This window comes from Saprospiraceae bacterium (genome assembly GCA_016717265.1).
Classification (GTDB): Bacteria; Bacteroidota; Bacteroidia; order Chitinophagales; family Saprospiraceae; genus Vicinibacter.
On record JADKFX010000001.1, the window covers coordinates 1,664,997 to 1,688,137 of the forward strand.

Below are 23,141 nucleotides of genomic sequence, written 5' to 3' on the forward strand. Positions count from 1 at the left end.
TTTAAAATTTAAATTGAATAGTTGAATGGAAATCGACTTACCGATTTTGTTCGAACTATGTATGAAATTAATATTTTTTCAATAATATTTTGAGTTCTTAATTATTAATGGGTTGCCCAATCAATTTTAGTTAAATCAACACCTTCTTTATACATTTCCCAAATGGGTGATAAGTCGCGCATATGATTGACTCCTTTTTTTATTGCTTCTATTGCAAAATCAACATCTTCTTCTGTTGTAAATCTGCCCAGAGAAAATCGTAAAGAGGAATGTGCTAAATCGTCACCAAGACCCAAGGCTACCAAGACATAACTTGGTTCAAGGGATGCAGATGTACATGCGGAACCTGAAGATAATGCAATATCTTGATTAAAAGTCATCATTAAACCTTCCCCTTCCACATGTTTAAAAGAAATATTGGCCACATGCGGCATTCTATGGGCGGTATTACCGTTTACATAAACTTCTTCCAATTCACTTTTGAACCGGGATTCTAATTTATCTCTTAATTTGCTAAGACGCATAGCATCTTGTGCCATTTCTGCTTTAGCAATTTCTGCGGCTTTACCTAATCCAACAATACCAGGTACATTTAAAGTTCCACTTCGCATACCTCTTTCATGTCCACCACCGTCCATTTGAGCGGTAACTTTTACCCGTGGGTCTTTTCGACTCACATATAAGACACCAACACCTTTGGGTCCGTACATTTTATGCCCTGAAAAAGCCATTAAATGCACACCATTTTCTCTAGGATTCACAGGTATTTTTCCTACAGCTTGCGTTGCATCACTCATAAATAATACACCATGACGGGCACATATTTCACCAATTTCTTTCATGGGTTGTATAACTCCGGTCTCATTATTTGCCCACATGATAGAAACCAAAATAGTGTCTTTCCGAATGGCAGCTTCTAATGCTTTCAAATCAATTAAGCCGTCTGACAAGACATCCAAATAAGTGATTTCTCCACCATGCTTTTCTAAAGATTTACAGGAATCCAGCACTGCTTTATGTTCTGTTTTGGCAGTAATGATATGTTTTCCTTTTCGACTATACATTTCGAAAACTCCTTTCAAAGCTAAATTGTCAGATTCTGTTGCTCCAGAAGTAAAAATAATCTCTTTTTCATCTGCTCCGATAAGATCTGCAATTCGTTGTCGAGCAATATCTACGGCTTCTTCTGCTTCCCAACCAAATGGATGGCTACGACTCGCTGCATTTCCAGGATGTTCATAAAAAAAAGGCAACATTGCTTCCACTACCCGAGGATCACAAGGTGTGGTTGCATTATTGTCCAAATATACTTTGTGAAAAGCCATTAAGTTTTTGATTTATAAGACATTAATTCTATACCAAAGATAACATCATAAAAGCTTTTCTGTTTAAAATTAAAATGTGTAAATAATTAAATTTCTTATAAAAACTATGGTTGTCACTTGCATTTAATCATGTATTGGATAAAATTATAAATTTTAAACTTGAAATTTTAAAGAATTGACAAATACTGTATTGTATAATGATTTAGTCTTTAGAATTTAAATTAGGAAATTCACAGGTTGTAATATGGATAGCTTATTTTTTCATTTTGATTTGCCAATCTCGATTGATTTTTGAATTTTTCAAATTATAATTAATATATTTGTACATTCAACGCTGAATTAGAGTATTTTACACATTAAACATTATTATATTGTTTAATTTAAATCAAATATCCGAATGGTCATCCAAATTAAGAAATGGAGATCGTATCGCATTATCAAAAGCAATAACTTTAATAGAAAGTAGTAAAGCTGAAGATAAAATAGCAAGAAAATCTATTTTAAAGGATCTAAAATCCGAAAGTAGTAACAGTTTGCGCATTGGCATAACAGGTCCTCCGGGTGCAGGAAAGAGTACTTTAATTGAAGTATTAGGGTTAGCATTAATAAATCAGGGGTTTTCCGTAGCTGTTTTAAGTATTGATCCAAGTTCTGCAATAACGAAAGGAAGTATTTTAGGCGACAAAACGCGAATGCAAAGATTAGCTTTGGAAGCGAAGTCCTTTATTCGACCATCACCAGCAGGTGAACATTTGGGAGGTGTAGCGCAAAGGACCCGAGAAAGTATTTGGCTTTGTGAAGCAGCTGGATTTGATTTTGTTTTGGTAGAAACTGCCGGAATCGGACAATCAGAGTACCAGGTATCAACGATGACGGATCTCACGATATTATTAAATATACCAGGAGCAGGGGATGACCTTCAGGGGATCAAGAAAGGAATTTTGGAATGGACAGATATTATTGTTTTGAATAAAGTAGATCATGAATTGGACCCAATTTCAATTCGAAGTTATAATGATTTACTTATTGCCAATCATTTTATACAAAGTAATACACCGGGTTGGAATCGAAAAATCATCCGAACCAGTGCTTTAAATAACCTTGGAATTGACTTATTGATGGATGAAATATTTGCATTTAAAGCATTCATTATCAGAGAGAAATATATTATAAAACACCGATTAGACCAATTGAAAAATTATTATCGTGATTTATTGAAAGGCCGAATATGGCAACAAGCTATGCAGTCTCCGGAAGTGTTAAAATATCTTGAAGAGACCGAAAAAAATATCATTGATTTGCAAATAAGCCCTGAAGAAGCTGCAGATATCAGCTTAGCGTTTATTTTTGCGTTCTTTAATAAGACGTAGTAAGAATGAAAAAGGATTTTGGGTGCTCATATGGCTGTGTTTTTCATTTAAAATTGATTATCCTCCATTTATATCATACCCACCTGTCTTTACCTTGGTAGCTCCAGTCCGGGATGAACTATCTATTACCGGGAGTTTTGGCGAATTGCGTAATAATCATTTTCACGGTGGAATTGACATTCGATCCGCGCGAGGTATCCATGGTGATGACATTCTATCTGCAGGAGATGGATACATAAGTAAAATTATTATAGATTCTGACGAGTATGGAAAATCCATGTACATCAGTCATCCAAATGGATTGGTCACTTTTTATGCGCATTTGAGGGATTTTAGAAAGGATATTAGCGATTATATTAAGGCAAAACAATATGAACAAGAGCGTTTTCAAATATCCTTAGATTTTGATCCTGATGATTTTCCTGTAAAAGGCGGTGAACATTTAGCCTATATGGGAAATACCGGTGCTAGTAGAGGCAAGCATCTTCATTTTGAAGTTCGAAATGCGAAAGATGATGAAGTTTGGGATCCTACACATTTTGGATTGCCAATAAAAGATGATATTGCGCCAACGATCCGGCGAATTAAAGTGTATGGGTATGACGGCAATGGGAATGATATTTCCAGTAAAGTGTATTCTAAAACCCAAATTGATCAGGCTTCTGTTCCATTAGAAATTTCAGGAGATGTTTTTTCAGTTGGATTAGATGCTTTGGATCGATCTGATAATTCCTGGAATTATACAGGTATAAAATCAATTCAATTATTTATTGATGGTGGAATGTTCTATCATTTTTCTGCAGATAATTGGAAACGAAATGATACAAAATATATAAATGCACATATAGATTTTGGAGCTAAATCGGCATCTAAAGGGCAATTTCATAGATGCTTTTTGTTGTCTGGAAACAAAATGAATGTTTATTTATCTGTTCAAAACGATGGTTTCTTTTATATGAGTGATACCCTGGCTCATGAGGTAAAAGTTATTGCAGGAGATGCTAATGGCAATCAAAGTGAAGTCAATTTTAAGATCCAAAGAAAAGACTATCAATTTAGTAAGATTTCGAGTAAGTATCAGGATATACTTTATCATGACCGCGATAAAATTTTCGCAACTCAAAATGCTATTTTGAAATTTCAAACGGGTTCGGTATATGAAGATTTGAATTGTGAATTGCGAAAGCATTCGAATCCAAATAAGAATTGTTTTTCAGATTGGATTGGAATTATCCCTTCCAATGAACCCGTCCATCTAAGCTCAGAAATAAGGTTAAAACCAGAGAAAGTAATTCCGGATGCGTATAGAGATAAATGCTTTGTAGCAATTCAAAGAGGGAATGGATATTTGTCGGTTGGTGGCACATGGGAAGGGGAGGAATTAGTAAGTTATGCGAGATCTTTAGGACCCTTTTGTATTGCCTTAGATACCGTTGCACCTTTTATAAAAGCATCTTTAAACAGAAAAAAAGCATTTCCAAAAAACCAATTGGTATTTAAAATTTCAGATAATGTAAATACTTCACGCGAAATTCCAGATATCTATTATGAAGCGCGTATAGATGGGCAGTGGGTATTGATGGAATATGATAAGAAGTCTGCCAGTATCCGACATCATTTCGAAGATTGGTTAGGTAAAGGAAAACATCAATATGAAATATTAGTGCGCGATTATTTAGGGAATCAAAGAACCTACAAAGGAAACTTTGTAAGAAGTTAAATGGTATCTTTATACGATCATGTCAGTGCCGGATTACAAACCTCAGTTTAAAATTCAAATAGGGGATACTGCAGTTAATTTTAAAACGACTATTCAAGATGGTTCAATCATTGAATTAAATAAAATTAAATCTAAATGGATCGTGTTATTTTTTTATCCTGAAGATAATACGCCAACCTGCACCAAAGAAGCTTGTAATCTTAGAGATCATTTTAAAATTATCAAAGATTGTGGAGCGATCATTTTTGGAATAAGTCCAGATACGGAAGCCAAGCATCAAAAATTTATTTCTAAGTTTTCGTTGCCTTATGATTTAATCGCTGATGTGAATCATGAAATTTCATCAGCATATGGTGTTTGGGGTACCAAGAAATTTATGGGGCTTGTCTTTGATGGAATTCATCGGAGCACCATAATTATTAATGAAAATCATAAGATACAGGATATAATTTATCCGGTTGTTTCAGCGACCCATCACGAACAAATCTTACAATCAATTCAATTAAAATAAATTTAATATGAGAATCAATCTTTTTGTATTCATGAGTTGTATAATTCTATGGAATCTCAACCTGGGTTGTAAATCCAAAATGGGCGAACAGGACCGTCCGGTAATGGAAAAAGTGGACACCAGTGGAATAGAATATAGTTCGATGTATATATGTCCTATGCATTGTAAAGGAAGTGGAAGTGATAAACCTGGAATCTGTCCAGTTTGTGGAATGGATTATGAATTAAATGAAAATATCCATCAACACCCGGCACAAGACAGTGTGCATTAATCCTAGGGATTCCTGAAATTCAACAAATTATACATATAAAATAAAAATATATAAAAATAATTTATATATAATTTGTTTTATTAGATATATAATACATATATTTGCATCATATATAAGTATTTATTATATATATACCTACCTGAGTAAGCCATTTTCTGGCCAATTTCCTATATCTGATAATAAGCCTCAAAAAAATTACCTGCTATACAGGAATCTGAAGCTCCTGTTATGTTGGTTTCACTGTAATTGATTTTTGTGCAAGCAAGAATTCGAAGCGAGTTTTTGATTGCCGCACACTTAAACCTTGAAGCTTATGCAACCGATAACTGTGAATGGTTTCGGAGTAAGAAAACTACGCCCTTCGGGGTACTTCTTATCCTATGGATCCTTTTGGGTCATCCTCTTTATTCATTATTTCCTCATCGGAAATGTTGAACTTTCTGCACAATGCCAATTGGCATGTCGGGGAAAAGTCAATGTTTCATTAGGTGATTATTGCCAAGCTGAAGTTACTCCACAAATGTTGTTGACAAGCAGTGCAAATGATTGCCCAAATGCGCGATTTCGGGTAGATGTTATTGGTTATAATAATAAACCAATTCCTACAAGTCCATTTGTTACCGGAGATTATATTAAAAAGGAATTAATTGCAATGGTTTTTGATTCCGTAAGTAAGAATTCTTGCTGGAGTAAAATTTACATTGAAGATAAATATGGACCTGTAATAGTATGTCATCGGGATACTGTCTATTGTAATGATACGATGGCATTTGCTACACCACAGTATTATGACAATTGCGATCCTAATCCAACAATCAGTTTAATTGAAGAAAAAATTGAACCTTTCGATTGTGATCCAAATTATATCAAGAAAATTACCAGACTTTGGCAAGGCCGAGATAATTTAGGGAATCTCGGAAAAATTTGTTCTACTATGTTTTGGTTAAAACGAATTCCAATTGATTCTGTGGATTATCCAAAAAACTTTACCAAAGCAACAAATTGCATTTTAGAATGCAACGGTGTTTATCAAACAGATGCAAATGGTCATCCACATCCAAATGTTACTGGTGTGCCAAATGTAAATGGTTTGTCTTTATGGCCATCCTATTTATTTTATTGCAATTTGTCTACGAACTATGAAGATCAGGTAATCGTGGATTTGCCTTGTAAAAAGAAAATATTGCGGTTATGGAAAGTTGTTGAATGGTGGTGTGGAACTGCAAACATTCGCACACATCCTCAAACCATTGAAATATTGGATACGAAACCACCTATATTACATTGTCCATATGACTTTACAGTCACAACAGCCGGAGGGTATACTTGTGAAGCAGTTGTTTGGATGCCTGAAATTTTTGTACATGATAGTTGTCAGGATACAGTGCATGTAGATATTATTTATCCAGGTGGTATTTTAAAAAACCATAATGGTGGTGATATAAAATTATTGCCAGGTGTTAATCGAGTGGTATATGTAGCTTCTGATGGTTGTTACAATGAAGATAGTTGCATCGTATATGTTACGGTTTTAGACAAAACACCACCCGTTGCAGTATGTCAACAAAATACGGTTGTTAGTTTAACACGAGATGATGTTGTGCATGTTTATGCAGAAGTTTTTGATGATGGTTCATATGATGATTGCCATATTGATAGTTTTAAAGTAAGACGCATGGATAATGGTGACGCATGTAATTTCCGCGATACTTTTTTTAGACCATTCGTTGAATTTTGCTGTGCAGATGCAGGCAAAGAAGTAATGGTAATCTTTAGAGTATATGATAAAGCTGGCAATTTTAATGACTGTATGGTGCGGGTTGAAATTCAAGACAAAACACCACCCGTAATTAAATGTCCTCACGATGTAAGAATCCCTTGTTCGAAACATAATGATACTATAAATTTAAAGAAATATGGGGAGCCTTATTATTCTGATAATTGTATCGTTGATATGCATGAATATGTTGATTCTTTTTTGAATCAATGTGGATTAGGATATATCGAGCGGGTATTTGTAATTAAAGACAATATGAATCGGTATGATACCTGTCGACAAAGAATTACAATATTTGATGAAGATCCATTTGATGGAAACGATATCATTTGGCCGTATGATTATCATGTAAATTCATGTGGAGCAGATCTAGATCCAAAAAATCTTCCCGATACCTTTGGGTATCCTATAATTTTGGATAATGATTGTTCATTAATTGGAATAAGTTATGAAGATCATCAATTTAATTATGTACAAGATACCGCAGTTTGTTTTAAAGTATTAAGAAAATGGAAAGTGATCGATTGGTGTCAATGTTATTACGATACGCAAGCTGGTCAAACCGTTTGTCCGAGTTGGCATCACGAGCAAATTATTAAAGTGAGCAATAAACTTCCTCCAAAAATTACAGATGATTGTGACACCGTAAGAGTGTGCATCTCGAATCAGGAATGTTTAAAAGAACGCGTCACTTTATCACATGAAGCAAATGATGATTGTACACCAGACGATAAGTTGTTTAGTTCATTTAAAATTGACTTATACAATAATGGTTTATTTGATAGCACGTATGCTATCATTGGAAATAAAATAACCTTCGATGGTGAGTTGCCAATTGGGGAGCATAGGTTTTTATGGATCTTTGATGACCAATGTGGAAATCGAGAAATTTGTACTCAAATTGTTCAAGTTGTAAACTGCAAAATTCCAACAGCCTATTGTCATATCGGAATCAATATCAATATTATGGGTGTTGATACGAATGGTGATGGTATTTTAGAAGGGATGATCGATGTTTGGGCTAAAGATGTAGACAAAGGGAGTTACCAGTTTTGTGGAAATCCAATTACCTTATCTTTTTCAAGAGATACTAACATTAAATCTATCCGATACACCTGTGATAGTTTAGGAATGCGGAAAGTTAATTTATGGGTGACTGATCAAGTTACTGGTTTGCAAGATTTTTGTATAACTACAGTTACAATACAAGATAATAATAAAGTTTGTAAGGGTACCACGACTTTGACTGCAAATGTTGGTGGTCAGCTATTAACTCCATTTGATCAGAAAGTTCAGGAAGTAACCATTAAATTGGATGGGCCTCAAGGTATTTTATACAAAGAGTTTAATGGTAATTATCAATTTGATAATTTGAAAATAGGAAATGATTACAAAGTAACCGCTGTAGTCGATAAAAATTATTTAGATGGAGTCAGTACCATGGATATTGTCAGAATACAACGACATATTTTAGGAGTCGAAGCATTTCCATCTCCATGGCATTTATTAGCAGCAGATGTTACGGGTGATAAGCGTGTAACTGCTGCAGATATTTCTGCTTTGCGAAAGTTAATTCTTGGTGTAGATAGTAAATACAAGAATAATCTTTCCTGGATGTTTTTGGAATCTAATTATCAGTTTCCAGATGTAAATGATCCTTGGTCTGAGCCATTGCCAATTGAATATAGTATTTTAGGTCTTCCGGGTCCAATGATGTATATGGATTTTATTGGAATCAAAGTCGGGGATGTTAGTCAAACCACTTGGAGTGGGTTACATAAAAGTGAAACCAGAAATGGGAATCGATGGGAACTTGCATTTGGGGAACCAGTAAAAGATCATCTTATCCCGGTTTATGCTGCATCCGATCAGTTGCTTAGTGGCTTGCAATTCACTTTAAAGTTTAATGCAAATAAATTAAATGTTACAGGGATAAAATCGGGTGTTCTAAGTATTAGTGAATCTAATTTAGGATGGAGTTTTGTTGATAAAGGCTATGTTTTAGTTTCCTGGAATCCAGAAAAAGACCAATTGATTCAAAAAGGAGAAATTTTATTTTATGTAGAAACAGACCAGGTAATCTTACAAGGAATTGAAAATGAAATGGATTTGAATTCTGCTGTTTTAAATGCAGAAGCTTATAATGAAAATGATGAAATTGTTGAAATATCCGTACGTAAAGATGAAAATATATTACAAGCAGATGTTGTTTTTGGTGAACCAGTTCCAAACCCATTTTCACAATCAACAAGTTTGCGGTTTTTCCTAAAAGAAAGATCCGATGTACAATATACAATTTCTGATTTGAATGGAAAATTGATATATCAAAAAAGAGAAAGCTACCAAGAAGGACAAAATACATTAATTATTAAACAAGATGTATTTGTCGGACCTGGAGTTTATTTGCTGAAGATGGAAGCAGGAGAATACACCAAGAGTATGAAACTCGTGATGATTGTAAATTAGCGCTTCAGGTTTAATTATCATATTACAGTGACCCTTCCTGCATCAAGGCTGGAAGGGTTTTTTATTTATTAAAATTCAGAAAGCTTCAATTCAATTGAATGTTAGCAGTTTACTTTTGGATGCTTATCTTTGTAAAAAATATGTAATATGAGTTTTCAGATTAATGGAAAATTGGTTAAGAAAATGGAAATTGAAAGTAAAACAGCCAGCTTTCAAGCTAGAGAGTTCGTTATTGTAACGCAAGAGCAGTATCCTCAATATATTAAGTTTCAATTGGTACAAGACCGATGTGGTGCGATTGACCGGTATAATGAAAATGATGAAGTCACGGTTCATTTTGATTTAAGAGGGCGGGAATGGCAGGGTAAATATTTTACCAATTTAAATGCCTGGAAAGTTGAGGCAAATCAAGCTAGTGGAGCATTAGCAGGACAAGAACTTGTTGCAGATAAGGATAGTCCAGATCCTTTTGAATCGGCATCAGAATCCTTCGATGATTTACCTTTTTAATGAAATTCGCAGCTTTACTTTTAGTATTTTTTACACACTCAGTTTGCGCTCAGGAAATCAGTTATTTGCGTAGTTTATACGCGGATGATTTTAGGGAGTGGCTATTTTTTGACGCTCGTGAAAATGAAATTGGAACGTTAAGAGCCAGATGGCAATTAAGCACAGATTATTCGCAGTGGGATGTTCGCATAGGGGAATACTCAGGTGCCATTTTATTAAGATGGAATGATCGTCCAAATGAGTGGGAAATACGCATTCACAATGATTTTCTTACCGCCGCTCCGACATGGCCCGGCCACTTAGATTCTTGGAGAATAACTGATCATTCCAAAACCTATTATTTCAACCTGCAAAGAGATCCTGAAGGTATCCAATGGGTTCTCGAACAAGAAAAAGAAGCAGTTTGTTTTATCTATAATGAATATTTAAATGACACCCGAGATTGGGCAATAGAATACCAGAATAAAGAAGTCAATCTAAATTTAATAATAGCTGCATTCTTTTTAACTAGTTATTATTCAACTCCAAAATAATTTTTGATTTATAGTATCAATAAGCCTTTGCAAAAAGCACTCTTCTATTGGAAGGTTTTCCGGAGTATATGCAAGTGCCATTTTCTATAATAGAATCTATGGGTATGCAACGAATAGTAGCCTTGGTTAATTCCTTAATTTTATCTTCAGTTTCATTTGTACCATCCCAATGTGCATATACAAATCCTGGTTTTTCTTCCATGATTTTTATAAATTCATCCCAGCTATTGACAATGTGTGTATTTAAATCTCTGAATGATTTAGCCCTTTCAAATAAATTAATTTGGATTTCTTCTAATAAGTTGACAATGTGATTTACTGCATTTGCAAGTAGGACAGATTCTTTTTCCTTGGTATCTCTTCGAACGATTTCTACAACCCCATTTTCTAAATCTCTGGCACCAATTCCAATTCTTATTGGAACCCCTTTTAATTCATGTTCAGCGAATTTAAATCCAGGTCTATTTTTGTCATCTTTATCAAAATTACATCTAATATTTTTCAATTTTAGTTCGAGCATTAATTTTTCGGCAACTTCTTGGATTTCTGGTCCAGGTTTTGGTATTGGGACGATTACCACTTGGATTGGCGCTAATTTGGGCGGCAAAATAAGTCCATCATCATCAGAATGTGTCATGACTATGGCTCCTATTAAACGCGTGCTTACACCCCAGGAAGTTGCCCAAACAAATTCTTCTTTATTCTGATCCGTTAAATATTTTACTTCAAATGCTTTCGCAAAATTTTGACCTAAAAAATGGGAGGTTCCAGCTTGTAAAGCCTTTCCGTCTTGCATCATCGCTTCAATGGTATACGTTTCATCTGCACCTGCAAATCGTTCATTTGGAGTTTTTACTCCTTTAATTACAGGAATAGCCATAAAATCTTCAGCAAACCGGGTATACACTTCATGCATTTGTTCTGCCTCCAGAATTGCTTCCTGGGAAGTAGCATGTGCCGTATGTCCTTCCTGCCATAAAAACTCCGTAGTTCTTAAAAAAGGACGCGTTCTCATTTCCCATCGAACAACATTGGCCCACTGATTAATTAATAAAGGCAAATCCCGGTAGGATTTTATCCAATCCCGATAGGTATTCCAAATTATGGCTTCTGAAGTTGGTCTAACAATTAATTCTTCTTCCAGTTTAGCTTCTGGATCCACCATTAGTTTCCCTGGTTTAGTCGGGTCGTTTTTTAATCGATAATGGGTCACTACAGCACATTCCTTTGCAAAACCTTCCGCATTTTTTTCTTCAGCTTCAAAAAGGCTTTTGGGTACAAATAATGGAAAATAAGCATTGACATGGCCAGTTTCTTTAAACATTCTGTCTAGTATTTCTTTCATATTTTCCCAAAGTGCATAGCCATGTGGTTTGATTACCATACAACCTCTTACAGCACTTTGATCTGCTAATCCAGATTTATACACGAGATCCATATACCATTGGGAATAGTCTACACTTCTTGAAGTAATCTCCTTTGCCATGATAATTATCTATTGATTTTAAACTATTTCAGTGAATTAAGGGTCTATATTAGTAAGATTCTGCTTGTTAAAAAAGTTTAACCAAATTCTGGAGAAATATTAAATGGATTTTAACTAAGTCGGGACACAAAAGTAATAAATTGCATTCGTTATAGTATGAGTTTAGTATAGCTAGAAAATAAAACCATGAAAAATACATCAAACACCTTGTACATTGCTATTTTCCTTGCATTTATTTCGCAAGGTATAAAAGCTCAATTTGATGACGTGTATTACGATCCAGATAAAGATCGTCCAGTGGAACGTATCAAAGAAGATTACAAACAAACAACCACTCCTTTAAATGAAGATTCGTATTCTGAAACCTATGATAATTCATCAGAATATGATAATCAATATAGTGAATGGGAGGAACAAGATTATTATTATACTTCAAAAATTAAACGATTTCATCGCCCTTTCAGAGGATTCGATTATTATGACCCATGTTATGTAGACTCTTATTTTTATGATCCTTTTGACTTTAATCCATGGTATTATGATCGGGATATTTATGTCTCTGGATGGGGCTATACCGATTATTCAAGATGGAGACATTGGGGACATCAATCTCATTATTATAATCCTTATTGGGCTCAACGGGATTGGTGTTCTGGTTGGTCTTCCTTTCCTGTAAGTTATTCCTATTATTATTGGCCAAATAACTGTTATTCTGGGTATTCAAATTATGGATATTGGGGCGGTGGTTATTATGCGCATCATAATAATAATACCTGGAATGGAAATAATGGCGAAACAAATGGCAATCATACGAACGGAAGTTATTTTGGAAGTCGTCGTTTTGGAATTACAAATTCTTCTAATAGAGGTCCTGTTCGAGTCGTTAACCCATCTCCAAGAGTAATTACAGAAGCTCCTGGTACATCTGTAAAACCAGGTCACGAAAGAGGTACAGGCAGAGTTATCAGAAGTTCTGATGGAGATGTTTTGAAACCAGGGGATCCAGTATTTAGACCTGAGCGAAACAATAATCCAAGAAAGGAAAATAATAATGTTCAGCCAAACAATCCGGGAAGAGAAACGGGACGGGAAAGATACCAGCCTAGAGAAGTACCTGGCGAACTTGTAAATCCAAAGTCTGTAGAACCACAAACGCGTAAAAATTACAGAATAGAATCGAAAGAAAATCCAGAAAATGAAGGTTCAGAATTTAAACCAAAAAGATATCTTCGCGAAGAAAGTCCATCTGATTCAAGACCTCGTTTTGATGCCCCGAAAGAAAGACCACAAGAAAGAAATTCTGCACCTCGTCAAGAAAGAATGGAACCCCGTTCAATGCCTAAAACTTCCCCAAGTTCGAGACCAAAAACGGATAGTCCAAGTCCCAGATCGAATAATTCGAGTTCAGGAAATACAAACAAGGAATCTTCTGGCGGTCGAAAATCACCAAGATAATTTTGCTCTAAATAAGCTAACTCAAGGCAGATTATAATTTAGAAATCTGCCGAGCTTTTTATAAAATTAAAATGATCCCATGAAATTATTGCTTTCTATTTTATCAATATTTATATGTACTCAGATTTCTTTTTCCCAAACAGCTTCTGAGGCTCTACGGTATAGTTTAAATAGATCAGCAGGCACCGCAAGAGCGCTTGCATGTAATAATGCTATAGGTGCGTTGGGCGGAGATTTTACTGCTATTGCAATTAATCCTGCAGGAATAGGCTTATTTAGAAAATCTGATGTGTATGTAAGCATAGGGCCCGTTTTTCAGAATATCGAATCTCAATTGGCAACTGAAAAAAATGGTATTTATTCAAAAACAAAAGAGTCATTTCAGTTTCATGGAGCTGGTATTGTTTTTACGGGTGAACCCATCGCTAGTAAATGGAGTAATGTAAATTTTGCTATTAATTTTATTAAGACGGCAGATTTTAATGAAAATTCATATTTTAAAGGAAAAAGTATTGGTTCTATTTCTGATCGATTTTTAGAATTAGCATTGGATCCAAATCAAACCGGTTTAATTGGATTAGAACCGAATCAACTTGATAATTTTGAAGCCGGATTAGCTTATGAAACAGGGGTGATTTATGATCCTGGAACGGATCCTAATCATACTACGTATACAACCGATTTGAGATTGTATCCTGGGTATTTATTACCAAAAGAACAAATTACAAAGATTACCGGTGGATTATATGATTTTTCTTTAGGCTTAGGCGGAAATTTTAATGAAAAAATTGCTGTAGGGGCGAATCTGAACATACCGTTTGGTGAGTTTAACAGAGAAAGCACTTATAATGAATATGAAGCAAAAAAAGATGAAGTGTTACCTTTTATAAATTTAGAATTTAAAGAAACCCTTAAAACTAAAGTTTCAGGAATAAACGCAAGACTTGGTTTGATTTATAAACCAGTCCATTTTTTGCGTTTGGGAATTGCATGGCAAACACCTTCTTATTTATGGTTGACAGATCAATTTAATACACAATTAAGTAATACTTATTATAATAATCGAAGAGATACCAGCTTGACAGCATATTCTCCGGATGGTGAATTTACCTACCGGTTGACAACGCCTTCGCATACTGTTTTATCTGTTGCCGGAGTTAGTAAAATGGGTTTTATTTCCTTAGATATCGATTTTATGAATCCTCAAAATGCACATTATAATCTAACAGCAGACAGTGATAATGCAGGAGATTATGAGTTTCAGGAAGAGTTAAATAAAGATATTGAAAAGCAATTTAAAAGCATTATTCAATATCGATTAGGTGCTGAATTTGTAATCCAAAAATTCAGAATTCGAGGTGGATATGAGATTCTGGAGCAAGCCTATGCAAATACGGATAAGTTTGATTCTGCATATAGTTATGGATTTGGTTACAGAGCGGATCGTTGGTACCTTGACCTGGCTTACAAGAATGCAAAAATCGAACAGTCATACGCACCCTATCTTACTGGAAATTCTGATTTTGATGGAAATGGAACAATCGATGCTCCAACACCTTTGGTGAATCAAAAAAATATCCAACAGAGGATCCAAATTACCTTAGGATTTAAACTTTAAACAATACTTAGGATTTAAGTTCCATAAAGCTATTCAATTTCAGGATTCGCAATCCCATACTTTGAATACAAATAAATTAGCCTTATCTATGTGCTAGGATTTTGTATGTATGTTAGCAATTATTTCTCCTTCTAAGGATTTAAATTTTAAAACGCCAGTACCACATCCATCTTTGGAGCTTCCTAGATTATTGGATTCATCTACGCAATTAATTGATGAGTTAAAGAAAAAGTCAGTTAAAAAGTTGATGCATTTAATGGATATCAGCGAGAAATTAGCGAATGAAAATTCCATCCGATATCATAATTTTTCTAATACATTCACTTTAGAAAATTCCAGACCTTCTATTTATGCATTTGCTGGTGAAGTCTACCGTGGAATAGATGCGTATAATTTAAGCGATGGACAATTTAAATATTGTCAAAATCATGTGCGGATCTTATCGGGTCTATATGGTTTATTAAGGCCTTTGGATTTAATACAAGCCTATCGTCTTGAAATGGGTGTCCCGTTAACTATTCAACGCAAGAAAAATCTTTACAAGTTCTGGGGAAGTCGAATTACGGAATTATTAAATCAAGATCTTGCCGCAACAAAGAGTGATTTCTTAATAAATCTTGCATCGAAAGAATATTTTGAAGTGATCGACCCAAAATTGATACAAGTACCGATTCAAAATATTCATTTCAGGGAATATAAGAATGAAAAATTAATGTTTGTTAGTTTTACTGCTAAGAAAGCAAGAGGGCTGATGGTGCGATATATGGCTTTGGAGAATTGTAAAAATTTGGATGATTTAAAAGGATTTAATCTTGAAGGTTATCATTTTGAAACCAAACTTTCCAATGAAACAGATTGGTATTTTATTAGATAATTTGTTATCATGAAATTTATAAAATTAGTGCTTTCAGTTTTAGCTTCTTTGGTTTGGATATTTAGTTTAAATCATGCTTTTAAAATTGATGGAAATGCATTACCACCTATTGGCAAATTTTTGAGTCCGTCTCTGGGTATTTGGAAAAATATTGCAAATCCTGATCCAGGGTTTAAAAGTTTGGTTTCCAATCTTCCCGCCGAAGGAAGTGTTTATTTTGATGATCGGATGGTGCCGCATATTTTTGCTTCCAGTATTAAAGATGCTTATTTTATTCAAGGGTATGTTCATGCTATGCATCGAATGTGGCAGATGGATTTTTCTACCCGGGCTGCAGAAGGAAGAATAAGCGAAATCATTGGAGAAAAAGCCTTGGAATTTGATAAGACAAAACGCAGAAAAGGTTTAAAGGAATCTGCATTAGCGAGTTTAGAAAACTGGAAAAAATATCCAGAAATATATGCTTTGATTCAATCCTATGCAGATGGATATAATGCATACTTAAAAGCACTGTCTAAATCAGATTTGCCAATTGAATATAAGCTGATGGATTTTGAGCCAGAAATGTGGAGTCCTTATCGTTCTTCTTTATTTCATAAAAGTATGGCGGAAATTTTATGTGGTAGAGATCAAGATGTAGAATTAAGTAATGCGCGATTCTATTTTGGCGATGAGTTCAACTATTTTTTTAATGAAATGGATTCATTGACAGATCCGATTATTCCTAAAGGAACGAATTGGAATTTTACCTCACAGAATACGTTTCAGCATCTGAAGGCAGACTCTAGTCTTGGTTATATTGATTGGATTCGCGAACCATCAGGGAGTGGAATCGGTAGTAATAATTGGGCAGTAGGTCCTTCTAAATCAGTTACCGGAAATCCTATTTTATGTAATGATCCACATCTCAGTTTAACATTGCCTTCGATTTGGTATGAGCAACAAATACAAGTTCCAGAAATGAATGTTTATGGAGTTACATTTCCAGGCGTACCAGGAGTCGTAATTGGCTTTAATAAAGATATTTCCTGGGGAGTAACCAATGCTGGTTGGGACGTTATGGATTGGTATAAAATCAAATGGAAAGATGAAAGCAAATCACATTATGAATTAGATGGAAAATGGGTAGAAACGAAAATCAGAGTTGAACGAATTAAAATCAAAGGGTGTAATGATGTATTAGATACTGTTAGAATTACAAATTGGGGTCCCATTGTGTTTGAAGACATGAAACATAAAAAATATGGACTCGCAATGCATTGGATAATCCAAGATACCTTTGATAAATTTGAGTTTAGAAGTTTTTTTGATTTAGATAAAGGTAAAAATTATAAAGATTATCGGGATGCTATCAGTCAATTCCCATATCCGGCACAAAATTTTGCATTTGCATCTGCGTCAGGAGACATTGGAATTACGGTACAAGGTAAGATGCCTAAAAAATTTAATCAACAAGGAAGATTTGTTCAGAATGGTTCTGATTCAAAAAATGCTTGGGATGGATTTATTAATAATGAAAATAATCCAGCAAGTTTTAATCCTGCACGAGGATTTATTTCTTCTGCGAATCAACGTTCAACAGATTTAAGTTTTCCAAATTATTTTAACAATGGAGACTTTAGAGATTATCGGGGTACATTAATCAACCGATTGTTATCGAATAAAGAAAAATGGAGCATTGAAGATATGAAAGCATTGCAATATAATAATTACAGTCTTCGTGCTGAAACTGCACTTCCTGAAATGCTGAGACTATTAAATACGGATACTCTTGATATTGAAAGACAAGCCGTATTTAATAAATTAAAAGCGTGGGATTATAATTATGATTCAACTAAGATTGAACCAGTTTATTTTGATGTTTGGTTTGAGACTTTATATAAAATGGTGTGGGATGAAATTAATTTAGATAGTACAAAAAAGGCCACAGCACTTCCTTCGGATGAGACTACGATACAGTTTTTAAAAGAAAAACCGAATCATGGCTACTTTGATTTAATAGCAACACCAATAAAAGAAGACGCTAAAAAGTTAGTGCGTTTGGCATTTGATAGTTTGATTTTAAAGACAAAAAATCAATTAGAAATAAAAGATTGGGCGAGTTATAAAGATGCAAGTATTGCACATTTGGCGAAAATCCCAGCTTTTGGAAAGTATCATATTCGAACTTCCGGATCCAAAGATATTATTAATGCACATGGTAAAATAGAAGGTCCCTCCTGGCGTATGATTGTCGAAATGAAGAAAGATCAGATTCATGCATTTGGTATTTATCCTGGTGGTCAATCTGGTAATCCAGGAAGTAAATTCTATGATCAGATGATATTTAATTGGTCCAAAGGTGCTTATTACGAGTTGAAATTTCTGGATTCAATTCCTGTAGAGGAGAACGCATATGCAAAAATGATTTTTAAAAAATAGCTATGAAATCAAGAACTTTCTTTTATTTTTTAGTCTGCTTAGGAGCTTTTGTGTGCTTGTTTATACCCTTTTGGTTTGCTCCATTTATAATGGCACTTTTTGTTGGAATGATTTCGAACCAAACCAAAATCTATACCTGCTTTGCGCATTTTGCAGTGTATACAATGGTATGTGCAATTTATTGTTATGCTGCATATGCAACGGGAAGTCATAAACTAGCAGCAATGATAGGTGAAATTTTTAAAGGAATTTCAACTTCTTTATTGATAATAATCAGTAGCCTCGTTTATGGAATGACGGCTTGTTTGGGTGCTTGGTTAGGCATTGAATGGGGGAGTGTTTTCCAAAAAAAACAAACGTAAAAAAAGCTTTAAAATGATTCTGATGCTTACAAAAAGGGCAGATGTATCCTCTATTTATCAAATGAAATTCAATTGTGCTGGAAGGCGTTTTAAAATGTAAGTACATCATTTCAATCGTTCCTGCTAAGATCATTTCAAGGTATTGAGAAGTTAAAGATTTCAAATTTTATACAACCTTCGCAATAAATTTTTGGGAATATGTTGGGTTTGCCAAAACAAATCTCAATAATTTTAAAAGAAAAAATTATTTTATTACCAATACCTGTTTCTTAAGGATAGTTTCTCCATTGATTAACAAGTACACTGAATAATTCTGAGGGCTAAGTGCTGCAGTAGAAATCGTAATTTGAGTATTTCCAAAATGCTGATAAGATTTATTTAAAATGATTTTTCCTTGGGCATCCTGAAGCCAATATGTTATTGAATTTATCTCTTTTTCTTGTTCAAATTTTATTATGAATTTATCTTTAGCAGGATTCGGTTGAAGTTCAATGTTATATTTATGCTTTGTATTTTTATATGAATTTGTGTTTGTAGAATTATTTTTTATAAAGTATACTTTTAATAAATATGGATTACTAACTGTTTTTTGGGCCATATCAAATTGCCAGGGATTTCGTTGTTCTGTCGGATTGTAAATACCGCCAAATATAGTTCCTATAAATGTCGTGTCATTTTCAAATGAGCTATAATCCAGGATGTCTTGATAAATTGTTTTCAATTTTGGATTTATAATAAATTCAGCATTCGTACCAAAAAAGCCAGGAAGTTGTTCTTTAAATAAATATTCTTCAAATCTACCATCTGCTTTTCTGGTTACAGCGCTTATCGATTTTACAAACGGAACAAATGCATCTCTGCTGATTTGATTTATGGAGTCTCTGTAATATTCAGCCATACCACCAAAAAATATTTGGTGCATTTCATTTTTATCCCGATCAAAAATACCTGCTCTTGCACAGGTATAAGCTGCAAATTTGTGATCAAAATCAAGAATCTCTTCAAATTGTGAACCATGAATTAATGCAGTATTTAAAAAGGGAATATTTAAATTATATTGAAAGACCCCAGAGTAAGCCATTAATTTAACATCACCATTTTTGGCGATGATAGGATTTAAATTAAAGTCTCTGCGATGAAAATTAAAATCATCATGAATTTCTGATATGATATTAAAACTTAAAGTATCATTTTTTGGAGTGATCGTAAATATTCTAAGTGCATCTGTATAGCGTTGATTTGTTTTCGATGAGCTACTTGAGTATTTACCATCAAATCGATGCCCACCAACTAAGTAAAAAATAGTATCCAATTGTCTTAATTGACCACCAGCTACAGCAAATGTATCATTGTGAATGACTTTAATGGATGGACTTATGTCTTTATTTTGGAGTATTTTTTGAATACAATCATTTAAAGTGATTTGAATTAAAATCGGATATGTTTTAAAATTGCCAAAAATAGATTGACTGTAGCCTCCTATAATGTACAAAAATTGACTATCCTGAGTAAAAGAAGTGTTTGCAGAGCTTAAATAATCTATTAATTCCAATGACAAAGAATCAAGTTCGTACCGAATAATAGAATCTGATATGGTATTCCATAAATAAATTGTTTGATTGCTATTTTGGATTTCAAATCCAGATTCCTTTGGATGGATACCATCTTTTCTGCCGCCTATCATTAGGATGTATGGATCAGCATAGGCAAATGAAAAGGAATGAATAGCAGGCCAATTTGGAATGCTAACAGTATCAAATTTAAAACTACCATTTAATTGGCAATATAAACTGGAAGATCGGGATGATAGTAAAAAGAGGAATGTTATGAAACAGTGTTTAACAAGATTGGTAAGCAGCTTGTAATTAAGAGTTGGTAGAATCATGATGCTACCATTTTTCTTTTGGGAGTTTGGTAATACCAAAAAATCTTCGAACGCTATATTTGCCGGTTCCATAAACAAGCACATGAATCATACCACCTATAAAAGCTATATTTTTCATAAAATGAATGGCTTGTATGTTGCGGATATGTTCTGGATCATTCCAGAATGAATAAACAATAAAAGTAACTGGAACCCAATACATTAAAAGCAAGGTAACTGCAAAACCAGGTCTGTACCCGATAAGCAAAAAAATTCCCCCAAGGGCTAGCGCAAATGCAGTAAGATATATTAGTAAATCTGGATTCCAGGAAATCCCATACTCAATCATAGTTTCTTTGGTTCTGGTCATAAACTGAACAGAAGTAAAAGCTTCATATAAAGAAATGGCAGCCAACATGGTCCTTGCTACCAAATCAAATATATCTTTCATAAAAAAGCTTGACGAAGGTTAATAAAATCGAACTACCTGATTAGGCAGAAAAGGATTGTCCACAACCGCAAGTTTCCTTAGCGTTTGGATTTACAAATGAAAATCCGCGATTATTCAGACCTTCTACCCAATCAATTTGCATTCCTGCCAGGTATAAAGAATGGGCTCGTTCCATTAATACTTTGAACCCTCCAATCTCAAAAACCTGATCTTTTTCTTGTATCGTATCAAAACCTAGTACATAACTAAAACCAGAACAGCCACCCCCTTTAACGCCGACCCTAAGTCCGTGACTATCAGGTATTTGTTGCTCTTCTTTAATTCTTTTAAGTTGTTCGATGGCTCCTATTGATAGGGTTAATGGGAGATCGTTTAATACTGTTGTTTCCATAGAACTTTTTTAATTAAACACAAAGGTAAAGCTTTTGGTTCTTAAAATTAGGGGCAAACTGCCAATCTTATTCTTTGCTACTTTTGAGCTTTAATTCATAGTTTATGGAAGTGTTTTTCGAAATTTTAAAATATACCTTGCCATCTGCAATTGTTTTTTTAACGGTTTATTTACTTTTAAAACAATACTTTGAACAAGAGCGAATAAAACTCATGACAGCCCAACACAAAGAACGCTATCAAAGTAGTTTGCCATTAAAATTACAAGCATATGAAAGATTAGCTCTTTTTTTAGAACGTATTCGGATCCCATACCTTATGATGCGATTTCCAATGTCTGATGGGAGTTCAAGTGATTTATGTAAGACCCTTTTACTTGGGATTCAACAAGAATATGAACACAACATGGTGCAACAAATTTATGTTAGCGAAAAGCTTTGGGAAATTATTGTACTTGCAAAAGATGAAGTCTTACATGAAGTAGACGCGGCAAGTCAACAAGCCAGTATTTCAGATTTGCAACAAACAAAGCATTATTTGGTGACTGTTTCTCATCAAAATACAAGTAGAGTAATTGATACAGCTTTAACTGCAATTAAGCGAGAAATCCAGGTATTGTTGTAATTGAATTTTCAGCATTTCAATTTATAAGCATACGATATTCGAAAAATGATTCATTTTTTTATTTGACTTGTAATTTATGAAAGCTTTGCCTGAATTGAATTATATTGAAGTGATTTGCTAGAATTTTTGGTTTTAAAGAATAAAAATTGCTCAGAATCTGTTAACTTTAGTATTCCCCTGATTAAATTAGGGGGCTCATGTTCTATTAATATTATTCTTGTTTGTCTTTTGATTTAATTTTATGACTAAAACAACACATCGTATCTATATATCGATCTTGGTTTCGATTGTCATTATGAGTTTTATATATTTAAGTTATTTAGGATATTCATATTATTTATTGCCATTGGAAGAACGTTTTTATCATCCAGATCATGCGTGGTTGAAGCCAAGTGGTGCGTTTGGACATGGTTTGGGAATTATCGGTACTTTATTGATCATCATTGGAGTATTTGGGTATATGGCGAGAAAAAAGTATAAAACGCTTGCAAAATTAGGCCGCTTAAAATACTGGCTGGAATTCCATATTTTTCTTTGTAGTTTAGGTCCAGTGATGATATTATTTCATACAGCATTTAAGTTTGGTGGAATAGTATCTGTTAGTTTTTGGAGTATGGTAGCGGTCGTGGCGAGTGGTGTTATAGGCCGTTTTATTTATGTTCAAATACCGCGCAGTATTGAAGGTCGCGAATTAAGTTTAGTTGAAGTTCAAGCCATGAAAACAAATATTGGCGATATTTTAAGGGGGCAATATAAAATGGATGAATCAAATTGTCAGGTTATTTTGGATTCTACAAAGGCACCATCGGATCCAAGAAATGGAAATTTTTTTAGTGGTATTTTCCAAAAATATATGCAAGACCGAAAGGCATTATTTAATATTAAACAGACATTAAAACAAAATGAATTACCGGGTCCGGAATATAAAAATGTTGTAAAGATGATCAGAAATGAAATTTCACTCAACAATAAAATTACCCGACTGCAAACAATGCAAAAGATATTCAGATATTGGCATGTGGCACACTTACCTTTTGCATTGGTTATGTTGATTATTATGATTATACATGTAGCTGTAACACTTGCGTTTGGCTACCGTTGGATTTTTTAAAT

General features: G+C 34.0%; 19 protein-coding genes. 14 read left to right on the forward strand and 5 right to left on the reverse strand.

Annotation, left to right across the window (positions count from 1 at the left end):
• Window positions 1–104 precede the first annotated feature (104 nt).
• The gene (locus tag IPO86_06545; GenBank protein MBK9727762.1) at window positions 105–1,325 is read right to left on the reverse strand and encodes an IscS subfamily cysteine desulfurase; all 1,221 of its coding nucleotides are present in this window, start codon (window positions 1,323–1,325) and stop codon (window positions 105–107) included.
• A 371-nt stretch (window positions 1,326–1,696) separates the two neighbouring features.
• On the opposite strand from IPO86_06545, the gene meaB reads away from it, so the two are divergent.
• The 7 genes from meaB to IPO86_06580 all read left to right on the forward strand — a co-directional run bounded on the left by meaB (window position 1,697) and on the right by IPO86_06580 (window position 10,483).
• Entirely contained in the window at window positions 1,697–2,695 is a 999-nt protein-coding gene (gene meaB / locus IPO86_06550; GenBank protein MBK9727763.1) for a methylmalonyl Co-A mutase-associated GTPase MeaB, read from the forward strand.
• Window positions 2,673–4,415, forward strand: coding sequence for a M23 family metallopeptidase (locus IPO86_06555; GenBank protein MBK9727764.1), 1,743 nt, complete (start codon window positions 2,673–2,675; stop codon window positions 4,413–4,415). Before meaB ends, IPO86_06555 begins: the two co-directional genes overlap by 23 nt.
• Window positions 4,416–4,434: 19 nt before the next feature.
• Complete coding sequence (bcp, locus tag IPO86_06560) at window positions 4,435–4,926, forward strand: thioredoxin-dependent thiol peroxidase (GenBank protein MBK9727765.1); 492 nt, start codon at window positions 4,435–4,437, stop codon at window positions 4,924–4,926.
• 7 nt (window positions 4,927–4,933) lie between these two features.
• Window positions 4,934–5,197, forward strand: a complete 264-nt coding sequence (locus tag IPO86_06565) for a hypothetical protein (GenBank protein ID MBK9727766.1) — start codon at window positions 4,934–4,936, stop codon at window positions 5,195–5,197.
• 313 nt (window positions 5,198–5,510) lie between these two features.
• Entirely contained in the window at window positions 5,511–9,440 is a 3,930-nt protein-coding gene (locus IPO86_06570) for a T9SS type A sorting domain-containing protein (GenBank protein MBK9727767.1), read from the forward strand.
• 147 nt (window positions 9,441–9,587) lie between these two features.
• The gene (locus IPO86_06575; protein ID MBK9727768.1) at window positions 9,588–9,950 is read left to right on the forward strand and encodes a DUF3127 domain-containing protein; all 363 of its coding nucleotides are present in this window, start codon (window positions 9,588–9,590) and stop codon (window positions 9,948–9,950) included.
• Window positions 9,950–10,483 (forward strand): hypothetical protein, encoded by a 534-nt coding sequence (locus tag IPO86_06580; GenBank protein MBK9727769.1) that lies wholly within the window; start codon window positions 9,950–9,952, stop codon window positions 10,481–10,483. The genes IPO86_06575 and IPO86_06580 overlap by 1 nt, the downstream gene beginning before the upstream one ends.
• Window positions 10,484–10,499: 16 nt before the next feature.
• Here the strand turns inward: IPO86_06580 and IPO86_06585 are convergent, their stop codons facing one another.
• Window positions 10,500–11,969 (reverse strand): proline--tRNA ligase, encoded by a 1,470-nt coding sequence (locus IPO86_06585; GenBank protein MBK9727770.1) that lies wholly within the window; start codon window positions 11,967–11,969, stop codon window positions 10,500–10,502.
• Between the two features lie 186 nt (window positions 11,970–12,155).
• On the opposite strand from IPO86_06585, the gene IPO86_06590 reads away from it, so the two are divergent.
• The 5 genes from IPO86_06590 to IPO86_06610 all read left to right on the forward strand — a co-directional run bounded on the left by IPO86_06590 (window position 12,156) and on the right by IPO86_06610 (window position 18,699).
• Window positions 12,156–13,424 carry a hypothetical protein gene (locus tag IPO86_06590; protein ID MBK9727771.1) on the forward strand — a complete coding sequence of 423 codons (1,269 nt, stop codon included), beginning with the start codon at window positions 12,156–12,158 and terminating at the stop codon, window positions 13,422–13,424.
• A gap of 79 nt (window positions 13,425–13,503) precedes the next feature.
• Complete coding sequence (locus tag IPO86_06595; protein MBK9727772.1) at window positions 13,504–15,042, forward strand: hypothetical protein; 1,539 nt, start codon at window positions 13,504–13,506, stop codon at window positions 15,040–15,042.
• Window positions 15,043–15,151: 109 nt separating this feature from the next.
• Window positions 15,152–15,916: a peroxide stress protein YaaA gene (gene yaaA, locus IPO86_06600; protein MBK9727773.1), complete on the forward strand. Its 765-nt coding sequence runs from the start codon at window positions 15,152–15,154 to the stop codon at window positions 15,914–15,916.
• A 9-nt stretch (window positions 15,917–15,925) separates the two neighbouring features.
• A complete protein-coding gene (locus tag IPO86_06605; protein ID MBK9727774.1) occupies window positions 15,926–18,337 on the forward strand; it encodes a penicillin acylase family protein in 2,412 nt (803 codons plus the stop codon).
• Between the two features lie 2 nt (window positions 18,338–18,339).
• Window positions 18,340–18,699, forward strand: a complete 360-nt coding sequence (locus IPO86_06610) for a hypothetical protein (protein ID MBK9727775.1) — start codon at window positions 18,340–18,342, stop codon at window positions 18,697–18,699.
• Window positions 18,700–18,943: 244 nt separating this feature from the next.
• Here IPO86_06610 and IPO86_06615 read toward each other — a convergent pair whose 3' ends face one another.
• From IPO86_06615 to IPO86_06625, 3 genes are read right to left on the reverse strand one after another with little or no spacing between them, the layout of a single operon-like run.
• Entirely contained in the window at window positions 18,944–20,584 is a 1,641-nt protein-coding gene (locus IPO86_06615) for a hypothetical protein (GenBank protein MBK9727776.1), read from the reverse strand.
• A 4-nt stretch (window positions 20,585–20,588) separates the two neighbouring features.
• Window positions 20,589–21,014 carry a DoxX family protein gene (locus IPO86_06620; protein ID MBK9727777.1) on the reverse strand — a complete coding sequence of 142 codons (426 nt, stop codon included), beginning with the start codon at window positions 21,012–21,014 and terminating at the stop codon, window positions 20,589–20,591.
• A 40-nt stretch (window positions 21,015–21,054) separates the two neighbouring features.
• Window positions 21,055–21,405, reverse strand: coding sequence for an iron-sulfur cluster assembly accessory protein (locus tag IPO86_06625; protein MBK9727778.1), 351 nt, complete (start codon window positions 21,403–21,405; stop codon window positions 21,055–21,057).
• Window positions 21,406–21,509: 104 nt separating this feature from the next.
• Here IPO86_06625 and IPO86_06630 point away from each other — a divergent pair, with 104 nt between their 5' ends.
• Complete coding sequence (locus IPO86_06630; GenBank protein MBK9727779.1) at window positions 21,510–22,028, forward strand: hypothetical protein; 519 nt, start codon at window positions 21,510–21,512, stop codon at window positions 22,026–22,028.
• Between the two features lie 241 nt (window positions 22,029–22,269).
• Window positions 22,270–23,139 (forward strand): hypothetical protein, encoded by an 870-nt coding sequence (locus IPO86_06635; GenBank protein MBK9727780.1) that lies wholly within the window; start codon window positions 22,270–22,272, stop codon window positions 23,137–23,139.
• Window positions 23,140–23,141: the final 2 nt, after the last annotated feature.

Bases quoted from the DNA above. Each gene is read 5' to 3' on its own strand.
- IPO86_06595 (MBK9727772.1), top strand. From the start codon at position 13,504: ATGAAATTATTGCTTTCTATTTTATCAATATTTATATGTACTCAGATT.
- IPO86_06565 (MBK9727766.1), top strand. From the start codon at position 4,934: ATGAGAATCAATCTTTTTGTATTCATGAGTTGTATAATTCTATGGAAT.
- IPO86_06615 (MBK9727776.1), bottom strand. From the start codon at position 20,584: ATGATTCTACCAACTCTTAATTACAAGCTGCTTACCAATCTTGTTAAA.
- IPO86_06605 (MBK9727774.1), top strand. From the start codon at position 15,926: ATGAAATTTATAAAATTAGTGCTTTCAGTTTTAGCTTCTTTGGTTTGG.
- bcp (MBK9727765.1), top strand. From the start codon at position 4,435: ATGTCAGTGCCGGATTACAAACCTCAGTTTAAAATTCAAATAGGGGAT.
- IPO86_06545 (MBK9727762.1), bottom strand. From the start codon at position 1,325: ATGGCTTTTCACAAAGTATATTTGGACAATAATGCAACCACACCTTGT.
- IPO86_06620 (MBK9727777.1), bottom strand. From the start codon at position 21,014: ATGAAAGATATATTTGATTTGGTAGCAAGGACCATGTTGGCTGCCATT.
- IPO86_06625 (MBK9727778.1), bottom strand. From the start codon at position 21,405: ATGGAAACAACAGTATTAAACGATCTCCCATTAACCCTATCAATAGGA.
- IPO86_06630 (MBK9727779.1), top strand. From the start codon at position 21,510: ATGGAAGTGTTTTTCGAAATTTTAAAATATACCTTGCCATCTGCAATT.
- IPO86_06635 (MBK9727780.1), top strand. From the start codon at position 22,270: ATGACTAAAACAACACATCGTATCTATATATCGATCTTGGTTTCGATT.
- yaaA (MBK9727773.1), top strand. From the start codon at position 15,152: ATGTTAGCAATTATTTCTCCTTCTAAGGATTTAAATTTTAAAACGCCA.
- IPO86_06585 (MBK9727770.1), bottom strand. From the start codon at position 11,969: ATGGCAAAGGAGATTACTTCAAGAAGTGTAGACTATTCCCAATGGTAT.
- IPO86_06570 (MBK9727767.1), top strand. From the start codon at position 5,511: ATGCAACCGATAACTGTGAATGGTTTCGGAGTAAGAAAACTACGCCCT.
- IPO86_06580 (MBK9727769.1), top strand. From the start codon at position 9,950: ATGAAATTCGCAGCTTTACTTTTAGTATTTTTTACACACTCAGTTTGC.
- IPO86_06610 (MBK9727775.1), top strand. From the start codon at position 18,340: ATGAAATCAAGAACTTTCTTTTATTTTTTAGTCTGCTTAGGAGCTTTT.
- IPO86_06590 (MBK9727771.1), top strand. From the start codon at position 12,156: ATGAAAAATACATCAAACACCTTGTACATTGCTATTTTCCTTGCATTT.
- IPO86_06575 (MBK9727768.1), top strand. From the start codon at position 9,588: ATGAGTTTTCAGATTAATGGAAAATTGGTTAAGAAAATGGAAATTGAA.